The sequence below is a fragment of the Devosia sp. genome (genome assembly GCF_034675085.1).
Lineage (GTDB): Bacteria > Pseudomonadota > Alphaproteobacteria > Rhizobiales > Devosiaceae > Devosia.
Genome location: NZ_JAUCDN010000003.1, coordinates 24,279 through 35,568, shown reverse-complemented (window position 1 = coordinate 35,568; position 11,290 = coordinate 24,279). Strand labels below are relative to the sequence as shown.

Sequence of the window (11,290 nt, the reverse complement as noted above, 5' to 3'; positions counted from 1 at the left end):
TGCGTGACCAGGATCAGGGTCAATCCCAGCTCGTCACGCAAATCCATCAGCAGGTTGAGCACCTGGGCCTGCACGGAGACGTCGAGGGCGCTGGTGGCTTCGTCGGCATAAAGGATTTTCGGCTTTACCGTCAGCGCGCGGGCGATGGCCACGCGCTGCAATTGCCCGCCCGAGACCTGATGCGGATAACGATCGAGCAGCGCTGGGGGCAGGCCCACATGCTCCATCTGCCGCGCCAGTTCCTCGATCGTGGGCCGTCGACGCTCCAGCGCCTGGATGGGCTGGCTCACCGAGGCACCGATGGTCATCCGCGGATCGAAGGAACGCCGGGGATTCTGGAAGACGATCTGCGTGCCCCTGCGGAACCGCGCCGCGTCGCGCCCCAGCCATTCGCTCAGCGCGCGTCCCTCTGAGCGGACGATGCCCCGCTGCATCGGGACGAGGCCGCAGAGCAGCCGGATCAGCGTCGACTTGCCTGAGCCTGATTCCCCGACAATACCCAGGGTGGTGGCCGCCGGAACCGACAGGCTGATATCGTCCAGCGTCCAGGGCAGGCGCTCCTGCGCCTTGCCGGCGCCGGCATAGCGGAAAAACAGATTTTCGACTTCGATGATCGGGCTCATGCCGTCTCCTCCGCGCCCTGCCCATGGGGCACCGGGTTCCAGCAGGCATATTCGTGGCCGGGGCCGGCATGGCTGACCCCCGGCAATTCCGCGCAGGCGGGGGCGGTATGGCCGCAGCGGTCGCGGAACCGGCAGCCGGAAGGGAACTGCCCCACCGGGGGCACGTTGCCACGGATCGTCTGGAACCGGGTTCCCATCAGCCGCTCCAAGCCGGCGCGGTCAGAAAGGCCTGGATTGGCCGAAAGCAGCGCCTGGGTATAGCGGTGGCGTGGCCGCGCCACGATATCGGCCGTATCGCCCAGCTCGACCAGATTGCCCCCGTAGACCACGCCGATCTGGTGGCATACCGCCTTCACCACCCCCAGCTCATGGCTGACGAACAACAGCGCCATGTTCTTTTCCTCGCTGAGCTCGACGATCAGGCGCAGGATTTCGTTCTGCACCGTCACATCCAGCGCGGTGGTAGGCTCGTCGGCGATGAGCAATGCCGGATTTCCAGCCATCGCCATGGCGATGAGGACCCTTTGCTGCTGACCACCCGAAATCTGGTGGGGGTAGCGTCTCATCAGCGCGGAAACGTCGGGCAGGCGCACCTGGCCGAGCAGCATCTCGGCGCGGGCCCAGGCCGCCGCCGCCCCCAGGCCGGTGGCCAGGCGCACCGCCTCCTTCACCTGGCCGCCGATGCGGGTGGTGGGATTGAGCGAGCGGGTCGGGTCCTGCGGCACAAAACCAATACGCCGGCCACGCACGCGCGCCAGCGCGATGTCGCCGACACCCGCCAGGTCCTCGCCCTCGAAACGGATCGAGCCTGTAACCGAGAGGCCTCGTGGCTGCAGGCCGATAATGGAGGTGGCGGTCAGCGACTTGCCCGAACCACTCTCTCCCACGATGCCCAGGCGCCGCCCGGCGCCGATATCCAGCTTTGCGATCTCGACGATGGGCAGGGTGCCGACGCTGATCTTGAGATTACGGATTTCCAGCATCACTGACCTCCCGTGCCATGGCCGCCCTGCTTGGGGTCCAGCCAGCCGCGCAGGCCATCGCCCAGCAGGTTGAACCCCAGGACGGCGATGATGATGGCCAGCCCCGGATAGAGCATCAGCGAGGGGGCGACGTCGATCAGGGGCTGGGCGTCGCGCAGGATGCGGCCCCAGCTCGCAACTGGCGGCTGGGCGCCGACACCGATGAAGGACAGCGTCGCCTCGACGAGGATCGCCGAGGCGAACATCACTGAGGTCTGCACGATCAGCACCGGGGCGATATTGGGCAGGACGTGGCGGAACATGATGAAGCCCTTGCTGCGTCCATAGGCCTGGGCTGCCTCGACATAATCCTGCGCCAGGGCTTGTTGGGCGGGCCCGAGCGTCACGCGCGCCGTTGAGGGGGTGAACCACGCGACGATGGCGATGATGGCGGCCGTGTTGCCCGGCGAGAGCGTTGTTGCCAGCACCATGGCCACCAGAATGCCGGGGATGGCGGCGGCGATGTCGATACCGCGATTGATAACGTTGCGCAGCCGCGGCCGCGCCGCCGCCGCGGCCAGCCCGAGCGCGACCCCGATCAGCAGCGATAGCAGGGAGGAAACGACGCTGACGAAGAGCGTGTTCTGGGCCCCCACCATGATCTGGGTGAGCACATCGCGGCCGAGCTTGTCCGTGCCGAGCAGGAAGCCCTCCGAGCCGGGCGGCGTCAGCCGGGCACGTACGTTCAGCCGGGCCGGATCATAGGGAGTCCAGACCAGCGAGACCAGTGCCATGGCCAGCACCAGGCCGACCAGCAGTAGCCCGATGACCAGGGTCGGCGGCAATGGCCGCCGCTGGCGCCGGACCGGAAGGGTATTGCTTGCCTCAACCATGGGCGCCTCCCTTGCGGCGGTCGCCGATGCGCGGATCAAGCAGGCCATAGGCCAGGTCCAGGCAGAAATTCATCACCAGGATGATGAGGAGGATGATGAAGACCAGCGACTGCACCACCATCACCTCGCGGCCATAGACGGCGACCATCAGCAGCCGCCCCAGGCCCGGAATGACGAAAATGTTCTCGACCACGATGGTGCCGGCCAGAAGATTGCCCAGTTGTAGAGCCGAGACGGTGACCACCGGAATGGCGGCATTGCGCAAACCGTGGCGGAACAGCGCCTGCGGAAAGGTCAGGCCCTTGCCCATGCCGGTGCGGATATAATCTTCTTCCATGATGTCGATCATCGATGAGCGTACGAAGCGCGCCAGCAGCGCCGTCGAGCCGGCGGACAGCGAGGCAATCGGAAGGATGAGGCCGAGGAAGGATTTCCACGGATCCGTGACGGGCGAGACATAGCCGCCGGCGGGCAACCAGCCCAGCGTCACCGAGAAGAGATAGATCAGCACCAGCCCGATCCAGAAGGCGGGGATCGCCGTGCCCACCTGGGCGCCGACATCGACGACGGCACCGCGCAACCGCCGGCTGTGGATGGCCGAATAGGTGCCGATCAGCAGCGCCAGCAGCAGCGAGACGAGAAGCGAGCCAATCGCCAGAAACAAGGTCGGCCCCAGCCGCGCGGCGATCTGGCCGAAAATATCATAGCCGCCGGAATAGGACCGGCCGAGGTTGCCGGTAAGGAAGCCGCGCATCCAGTCGACATATTGCACATGCCAGGGATTGTTCAGTCCCAGTTCGATCCGCAGGGCATCGGCGGCATCGGGCTTGGCGTCCTGGCCCAGGATGATGAGGGCGACGTCGCCGCCCAGCAGGCGCAACATAGCAAAGACAAGCAGCGAGCCGACCAGGGCCGAAACCGCCAGGCTCGCCAGCCCGCGTCCAATCAGGGAAAGAAATCGGGCGTTCATCCGGCCTCCCGCGCAATGGGGGGCGGCAGGGAAAGCTCCCTGCCGCCTTGGGTTGGACGTGAGGGGATCACTCGGCCCACTTCACGTTGCGGAAGTCGAATTCGAACCGGTGGCGATAGGACTTGAGGCCAACCAGATCGGCGCGATACAGCGTAGGCGCGCTTTTGGCATAAAGCGGAATTTCCCAGGCGGCATCGGCGAAGATACGGGCCATTTTCGACATGGCGGCGATATACTCGTCGCGGCCGAGAATTGCGTCCGCGGTGTCGATCAGCGTATCAAACTCGGGAATGCAGAAGTCGGCGGACGAGGCCTTGCCAAGCGGTTCGGTGCCGGCGCCACACTCGAAACCGTCGATCTTGCCGCCGCCGGTCAGGTTCGAGAACTGATAAGATTCACCACGCCAGACCTGCTCCAGCCAAGTTGCGAGATCGAGCGGCCGAGTGTCGAGGGTGATACCGATATCACCCATCAGGGCTACCAGCACTTCCTTGAGCGCAGGAAACTCGGCCACGGTCAGGAAGGGGAAGTCCAGCGTCAGGCCATTGGCATAGCCCGCTTCCGCCAGAAGCGCGCGCGCCTTGGCCGGATCGTAGGGATAAGGGCAATAGCCATCGTTCCACGGCTCGGCCGAGGGAACGATATGCTGGCACATCGGCCTGCCGTAGCCGGACTGGCCGGCCAGCAACAGCGCTTCGCGGTCGATGCCATAAGCGATCGCCTGACGCACCTTGTCGTTGCGCAGCGCTTCGTTCTGGGTGGAGAGGAAGACGAAGGAGACTTCGACCGGGCTGGGCAGCAGCACGTCGAACCTGTCCTGGGCGGCAATGCTTTCCACGCGATCCAGGCCTTCGCCCAGCACGGCGCCGACGGCGTCGATCTCGCCGGCCAGCAAAGCATTGGTCGCAGCGGTTTCGTCCGAGATGAACCGTTGGGTAATGGTCTCGAAGAATGGCTTTTCGCCCCAATAGCCGTCGAACCGGTTGAGCTGCAGATGCACGTCGGGCACATATTCGCCGAAGGTGTAGGGGCCGGTGCCGATCATGGTGACGGCCGGGTCATAGGTCTCGTAGGCGCCCTCGGGAACGATGATGCCGGCCGCTTCGCCCAGCGCCTTGAGCAGCCGCTGGCTGGGGGCGCTGAGGGAGAGCCGGACGGTACGCTCATCGACCGCCTCCATCTTTTCGATCACCGAGAGCGGGACGGAAATGGCGGCGACGCTGGAGTCCTTGTTCTTTGCCAGCGAATAGATCACATCGCCGGCATCGAGCGTGGAGCCGTCGTGGAAATTGGCTTCGCGCAGTTTGAACGTGATCTGCTTGCCGTCCTCGCTGATCTCCCAGCTTTCCGCCAGCATCGGCCCCGCGGAGGCATCCTCGAGCAGCTCCACCAAGGGCTGCACCACGTTGATGAAGTTTGGCACAAAAATCGCCGAAGAGCTGGTGACCAAGTAGTTCCAGTTTGGCGGCTCCTGCGGGTGCGACACCACCAGCGAGGTCTTGCTCTCCGCCAGCGCCGGCACGGCGAGCGCCACAAGCGCCACCGCCGAAATCAGGCCACGGCGCATTGCGCCGAGTGGGGTTCCGAATCCTGTCATTCTATCCACTCCATGTCGATTCTGTTGGGCGCCTCGGCCGCCGCTCCTTGGCGGCCCGGCAAGGCCCGTGTCAGCCATGCTTGAACTCACGGGGTGCAGCCCGGCAGAGCGGGCCACAGCGGCATCAGAGCCGGTAACGAACCGCCCGTAAATCAGACGGCGTTTCATTCGACGAAACTGCATCGCAAAAATGGAGGCCGGCAAGAAAAGGAGCGCGACCGCGCCAAGCCAGCGCCGCGGGAGCCAAAGAATGGGGGTAGGCGTCGCCCGCTCAGACCGAGCCGTGCAATGAGATGGACGGCAGGGACGCCGTGATGCGCCGCGCCGCGTCCTGGAGCGCCTCGGCGGCGCGATCGGCCAGCACCTGCATGCGGTTATCGGGCGCCGACAGGCTGACGGCAGCGATGGGATAGCCCTTGTCATCGAGAATAGGCACGCCGACGCAGGTCACCCCGTCCTCGTTCTCTCCGCTTTCCATGGCAAAGCCGCGCCGCCGAGCCTCTTCCACATGGCGCCGGAACGTACGGGCATCGGTGAGGGTGCGATAGGTGCGCTGCTCGAATTCGGTGCAAACCAGGCGCTCCACCGCCTCCACCGGCAGGAAGGCGGCGATGGCCTTGCCGAGCGAAGTGGAGTGGACGGGATGGCGATGACCGATGCGCGCCTGGAAGCGCTGCGACCGCGCCGCCTCCCGAATATCGACATAGACAACTTCGTCATCGGCCAGCACGGCCAGATTGACCGTCTCGCGGAAGCCGCCGACGAGCCCGTCCATCTCACCCTGGGCGGTGCTCCGCAGGCTGTGATAAACCGCATCCATCCGCGCGAGTTCGCGGAACCGCTCGCCCACTCCATAGCGGTCCTGCACAACATTGTGCGCAAAAAAACCGGCGGCGGAGAGGGTCTGAAGATAGCGAAAGACCGTGGTCTTGGGCATGCCCAAGGCCTGCACAACCTCGGTGAGGGTCACGTCGTGGGCCTGGCTGGTGACATAGGCAAATACCTGCATGGCCTTGGCCACCGGCAAAACCGCATAGGGGTCGTTACCCTTGGCCACTCTGTCCTCCAAGACCACACCGGGCGATTAGAGATTGATACCGCTCACGGTGTCAATAGGCTCCATCGAGCCGCCTGAGGACGGCGAAACCCGATCCGGGCAAAACTCCGAAAACTATTCCGCACCACGAAATACCCCGGCGTTTACCTCCACCTCCGCTTGGTGTGTCTTCGAGCAAACAGTTCGAGGAGCATCGAATGCTGAAATTCGACGAGTCCGCACGCATCGTCGCGGCGGAATCTCACTTTGTGGCCGGCGGCGTGAACAGCAATTTCCGCCTGGGCATGGGCCATGGCCCGCTGGTGTTCACGCACGGCGAAGGCGCCTATCTGCACGATGTCGATGGGAACAGGATCATCGATTATTATTGCGGCATGGGCGCCATGGTGCTGGGCCACAGCCCCGCCGAGGTTAAGGCCGCCGTCAGGGAGCAGCTCGAAAAAGGCATTCTCTTCGCCGGCCAGGCACCCATCGAATATGAAGCGGCCCGCATCATCTGCGAGCGCATTCCCAGCGCCGAGCGCCTGCGCTTCGGCTCCTCCGGATCCGAGGTCGCCCAGGCGGCGATGCGCCTTGCCCGCGCCGCAACCGGCCGGCGCACCATCGTCAAATTCGAGGGCCATTACCACGGCTGGTTCGACAATATCCTATGGTCCACCGCCCCCGCGCTGGCCGAAGCCGGCCCGGACGAGGCTCCTCATCTGGTGCCCGGCAGCAAGGGCCAGAGCATGGCTGACGCCAGCGGCCTCGACGTGCTGCAATGGAACGATCTGGCGGCCGTAGAAACGCGCCTGGCGCGAGGCGACATAGCGGCGGTGCTCATGGAAGCGGCCATGTGCAACCAGGGAGCCATCTCTCCCATGCCGGGCTATCTCGAAGGGGTGCAGACCGCCTGCCGCAGACACGGCGTCATCCTCATTTTCGACGAGGTCATCACCGGCTTCCGCCTGGGACAGAAGGGCGCCCAGGGGCGTTTCGAGGTGACCCCTGATCTTTCGATCTTCGCCAAGGCCATCGCCAATGGCTTTCCCGTGGCCGCGATCGTGGGGCGCGCCGAGCTGATGGATTTATTCGCCACCGGCGGTGTGCTGCATGGCGGCACCTTCAATTCCCAGCCCGTTCCCATGGCCGCCCTGGTGGCGACCCAACAGGCTCTGACGCCCGAGCACTACGAGAAAACGGCCATCCACGGCATCAGGCTGCGCGATGGCATCCGCTCGATTCTCGCCGAAGCCGGCATCAAGGCCCAGGTCACCGGGTTCGAACTGATGTTCCATATCGCCTTTAGCCTCGATGCGCCCGCCCGCAATTACCGCGACCTCGCCCGCGCCGACAAGGCCGGCTATGCGCGCTTCGCCCAGGCGCTGCTGCGCAACGGCGTGCGGGCACTGGAGCGGGGCGCCTGGTTCGTCTCGTCCGAGCACGATGGCGCCGTTATCGACAGGACCCTGGAAGCCGTCCGCATCGCTGCCCGTGAGGTTGCCCCCACCCTGCCGGGCTAGCGCCAGCCCTGCTGCCTGCGGTGTTGCGGAACCGCAGGCAGCAGGATAGCTTCGGCGAGTCCCCAATCCGCGCAGAACAATGCCATTTCAGCAAGCGGCTGGAAGGGGTTGGCTTCGACGCATTTCATGGAGGCTGTCCTTTGGCCTCGACAATTCTTCTCATCGACCTTCTCGGGGCAGCAGAGCTTCTGCTCCGGAGCCTGCGCCTGCTCAAATCGGGCATGACCGATGCCTTCGGCGCCCGCCTGCGGCAGGTTGTTTAGAAGACCTATGCGCGGGTAATGCTTTCCCATTGATTTCGAGGGTTTTTCAGCAGCGTTGTGCTGGTTATGGCGCGGATGATGCCGGTCGGACCTTACTTGCAGCGCGTCGGGCTTTCGGGTTTGATGTTCGTCACATCGCAGCGGCAATCGTCAGGCCACGCTTGATGTTGTAAGCGACGGCGGTGAGAAAGCACACAAGGGGAATGCGAGAGTGTAGCTACCTGCCGAAAGCACCTGCCCCTCCCGTTAGAATCATGCCAGGGTTCGGTCCCTGAGATGGTCAAATGATGCTTCTTGCTCGCATCCTGTGAGACGCGAACGTTGGCTCGCAATTTTGCAATCGGTCGAGTCGAGGCATTCCACTGCCTGGCTTGCATCCGTACTTGACGCCAAATGTCATGAAATCTCCAGCTCCGACCTGTGCCTGGTTCCGCCCTATGTCTCCTCCCCGGTACCCGCTGTGGCCTTGTCCGTCTCCCCAAGGAAGTGGGCGAGCGCTGACTTTCTGGAATCCCTATGGAACGCGTAGGCGGTGTGGGTGGGGTCGAAGGCGCGAAAACGATCACCGCTTTGCACGCCTCGTCGAATGATCCTGTTGGAGCGCTGAAGACAGGAGCAAAGTTCGGAGCTTCCGTCTTCTTCTCGAAGCCTGGAAAAATCCTCGTCAGCCAGCCCGAAACTATCAAGTCCATCGGCATGCGAGACTGGGCACACGACGGTCAGTCATAAAAGCCGTTGGGATAATCCAGCCTGTTGGGCCGTTTTTGGATGGCCCGCGTCCCGGCATGTGGGGCGTGGGTCTTATGGTGTGGGGCTTGGGCGGGGCTGGCTGGCCGAGAGGGCGGGGTCAGCTGGGCTGTTCGGAAAGATGCGCCGGAAAGACCAGCGACAGGCGCGAGCCTTTCTTGGTGGTGGAAAAATGGATATGGCCGCCGAGGTCGCAGGCCCGCCGCTCCATATTGCCCATGCCGTTGCCCTTGCCGGGGCGGACGGGTGCGGTCCCGTCATTGACCACATGGATGGCCGCTGCCCCGCCTGCCATGGTCGTGCCTTCCACCCCGATCCGGCGTGCAGGCCCGTGCTTGACGGCATTGGTGACCGCTTCCTGGAGGATGCGCAGCACCGCAAGGGCGTTGCGCGGCGTGACCCCGCTCACCTCGGGCAGCTTCTCGGTGGACCAGGACAATTCAATGCCCAGCCGCCGCACCTGCGGCTCGAGCCTTTCCCGGAAAGCCGCCAGCGCGACGCGCAGATCGCCATCCCCCAGGTCGAGCGAATGCACCACCAGCCGCAAATCGTCGAGCGCCGCCCGCGCCGCCCTTTCGATGGCCTCGCCGCCGGCCCGGTCCTGTTCGGCCAGGGCGATGATGCTGACCAGATGTCCGCTCATGCCGTCATGCAGGTCCTGCATCAGGCGCTGGCGCTCCTGCTCGCGCACGACCTCATTGGCATGGGCCCGCTCCTTTTCATGCAGCAGCACCAGCTCGGCCTCCCGCCTCGCCAGCCGCTGGCGCAGCGTGTCATTGGCGGCGTCGAGGCCGTTCAGGCTGCGCGCCAGCCGGCCCATCAGGATCACCATGATGACCAGCAGCACCAGGGTGCGTGCATAGGAGGTCAGCAGAAATGGATCGTCGACCAGCCCGGTCACGACCAGCACGTCGTGCAGGCCGAACCAGGCCGTGAGCGCGCATGCCGGAGCGAGGATGGCGGCATCGAAGCTGCGCGAGCGGGCAAAGGCACGCAGCAGGATGAAGCTGGCCAGCGCATAGGCGAGAAGGCCGACGGCCGCGCTCAGCAGCCCCATAATGGTGAATTCGAGCAGGCCGGCCAGCCCCAGCCCCAGCAGAACCACCGGCACGCCCACGATGGCGGACAGCAACAGCCTGGGGCTGGACTGCCCGGCCACGGCCATCGCCAGGCCCAGCGCCATCAGGCCGACCGCGGACATGGCCACGCTCGACTGCATCTGCTCCAGCGCCCCGAAGGGCATGACCGGCGACTGGGTGAACACCACCACGAGGCTGGTTATCGAGATCAGCGCCAGCCACCGGAATACCGGATCGTGCCGGCGCGCCGTCCAGATGGTGGCGACGCCGATGGTCAGCATGATATGGAGCGCAAAGGTCATGGCGCGCACCTGGCCGATGAGGAAATTCGACAGCCCGTAGATCGGCATGACCGCGGCCGCCGGCCCTACGCTCACCGCCGAGAGGCGCGCCGGCAGCCAGCCCACTTCCCGCGTCTGCCATAGCACGATCTCATTGTCTCCCTCATGCACCGCGCCATCGGGAATGAGGGCGAGGAAGGAATAGCCGCTATTGGGAATGGACCAGCTCGTATCCAGCGCCGACAGGGTTCTCTGCCCGTTCACCTCGGCCTTTATGTTATGGCGGGCCGCCGGGATCAGCACGAATAGGGGCTCGTCGGGCGCCGCATCGAGATGAAAGCGCAGCCGATAGCGGCCGGTGCTGAGCTCATAGGGCGTTTCGGGGGCCCAGCGATAGGGGAGGGCAATCGTCGTTTCCGCCGCGTCGCCGGCGAGGCTGAAGCGCGCCTCGCTCATCGTCACGGCGCCCGGCGGCGGCGCGATATGAACCAGCCGGGGCAGCAGCGCGATGGCGACTGTCAGCAGGACCAGCGCTATCCAGGCGCTCCATCCGGCAGCGCCGGACAGGCATCCTTTTTCTGCCCTCATAGTCGGATCAGCCCCAGCCGCGCCGCCTCGAACACCGCCTCGGATCGGTTGGAGGCTTGCAGCTTGCGGTAGATATTGCGGATATGGACCGGCACGGTCTGCCGGGAAATGCCCAGATTGTCGGCCAGCTCGCCATAGGTGAAGCCCTTGGCGATGCCCCAGAGAATGTCCATCTCGCGCTCGGTCAGCGCGGGCCTGTCCCCTTCTTTTCCCGCCGGCGCGCCGCCATGCTCGGAAAGACGCCGCACCAGGACGCGCGCGATGCGCGAGGAAATCGGCGAACGGCCCGCCATGACCTCCCTGATCGCCTCGATCAGGTCGATCGGCGCGGCGTCCTTGAGCAGATAGCCCGAAGCGCCGGCCTCGATCGCCTCCAGCACCGAGCGCTCATCGGCCAGAACCGAAATGACGATCGCCTCGGCCTCCGGCCGCCGCCGGGCAAGGAAGCGGATGGCGTCGATGCCCGAGCCGTCGGGCAGCTTGAGGTCGGTGATCAACAGGCCGATCTCGTCAGCCTCGATGGCGGCCAGCGTCTGTTCGAGCGTGGCGCAGGCGGCGCACAGCTCGGCCTCGGGCCATTCATGCACGATCCGGGCCAGGCGCTCGCGCACCGGCCCGTCATCTTCGGTCAGCACGACCTTGAGGAGAGGCGTCACCATGAAATTGTCTTCTGACCCGATCTCATCGCTGTCCGCTAATACTGCTCCGCTTGTCCGGCCAGCATGCCC

The 11,290-nt window shown here is 65.0% G+C and carries 11 protein-coding genes; 2 read left to right on the top strand and 9 right to left on the bottom strand.

Going from position 1 to position 11,290, the window contains the following annotated elements:
- The 6 genes from VDP82_RS00545 to VDP82_RS00520 all read right to left on the bottom strand — a co-directional run.
- Positions 1-623 (bottom strand): dipeptide/oligopeptide/nickel ABC transporter ATP-binding protein (locus VDP82_RS00545; RefSeq protein WP_323012881.1); only part of this gene is annotated, 623 nt, incomplete at its 3' end.
- Positions 620-1,606, bottom strand: coding sequence for an ABC transporter ATP-binding protein (locus tag VDP82_RS00540; protein WP_323012880.1), 987 nt, complete (start codon positions 1,604-1,606; stop codon positions 620-622). The genes VDP82_RS00540 and VDP82_RS00545, both read right to left, overlap by 4 nt.
- Positions 1,606-2,478 carry an ABC transporter permease gene (locus VDP82_RS00535; protein WP_323012879.1) on the bottom strand — a complete coding sequence of 291 codons (873 nt, stop codon included), beginning with the start codon at positions 2,476-2,478 and terminating at the stop codon, positions 1,606-1,608. The genes VDP82_RS00540 and VDP82_RS00535 overlap by 1 nt, the downstream gene beginning before the upstream one ends.
- Positions 2,471-3,448, bottom strand: a complete 978-nt coding sequence (locus VDP82_RS00530) for an ABC transporter permease (RefSeq protein WP_323012878.1) — start codon at positions 3,446-3,448, stop codon at positions 2,471-2,473. The genes VDP82_RS00535 and VDP82_RS00530 overlap by 8 nt, the downstream gene beginning before the upstream one ends.
- A gap of 67 nt (positions 3,449-3,515) precedes the next feature.
- Complete coding sequence (locus VDP82_RS00525; RefSeq protein ID WP_323012877.1) at positions 3,516-5,045, bottom strand: ABC transporter substrate-binding protein; 1,530 nt, start codon at positions 5,043-5,045, stop codon at positions 3,516-3,518.
- Between the two features lie 271 nt (positions 5,046-5,316).
- Positions 5,317-6,102: an IclR family transcriptional regulator gene (locus VDP82_RS00520; RefSeq protein ID WP_323012876.1), complete on the bottom strand. Its 786-nt coding sequence runs from the start codon at positions 6,100-6,102 to the stop codon at positions 5,317-5,319.
- A gap of 197 nt (positions 6,103-6,299) precedes the next feature.
- Between VDP82_RS00520 and VDP82_RS00515 the strand changes: the two genes are divergently transcribed.
- Positions 6,300-7,604, top strand: coding sequence for an aspartate aminotransferase family protein (locus VDP82_RS00515; RefSeq protein ID WP_323012875.1), 1,305 nt, complete (start codon positions 6,300-6,302; stop codon positions 7,602-7,604).
- On the opposite strand, the gene VDP82_RS00510 is transcribed toward VDP82_RS00515, so the two are convergent.
- Entirely contained in the window at positions 7,601-8,014 is a 414-nt protein-coding gene (locus tag VDP82_RS00510; RefSeq protein ID WP_323012874.1) for a hypothetical protein, read from the bottom strand. The genes VDP82_RS00515 and VDP82_RS00510 overlap by 4 nt on opposite strands.
- 369 nt (positions 8,015-8,383) lie before the next feature.
- Between VDP82_RS00510 and VDP82_RS00505 the strand changes: the two genes are divergently transcribed.
- Entirely contained in the window at positions 8,384-8,596 is a 213-nt protein-coding gene (locus tag VDP82_RS00505) for a hypothetical protein (protein ID WP_323012873.1), read from the top strand.
- Positions 8,597-8,714: 118 nt separating this feature from the next.
- On the opposite strand, the gene VDP82_RS00500 is transcribed toward VDP82_RS00505, so the two are convergent.
- Together VDP82_RS00500 and VDP82_RS00495 are read right to left on the bottom strand one after the other, a co-directional pair.
- Positions 8,715-10,562 (bottom strand): hypothetical protein, encoded by a 1,848-nt coding sequence (locus VDP82_RS00500; protein WP_323012872.1) that lies wholly within the window; start codon positions 10,560-10,562, stop codon positions 8,715-8,717.
- Entirely contained in the window at positions 10,559-11,221 is a 663-nt protein-coding gene (locus VDP82_RS00495) for a response regulator transcription factor (RefSeq protein WP_323012871.1), read from the bottom strand. Before VDP82_RS00495 ends, VDP82_RS00500 begins: the two co-directional genes overlap by 4 nt.
- Positions 11,222-11,290: the final 69 nt, after the last annotated feature.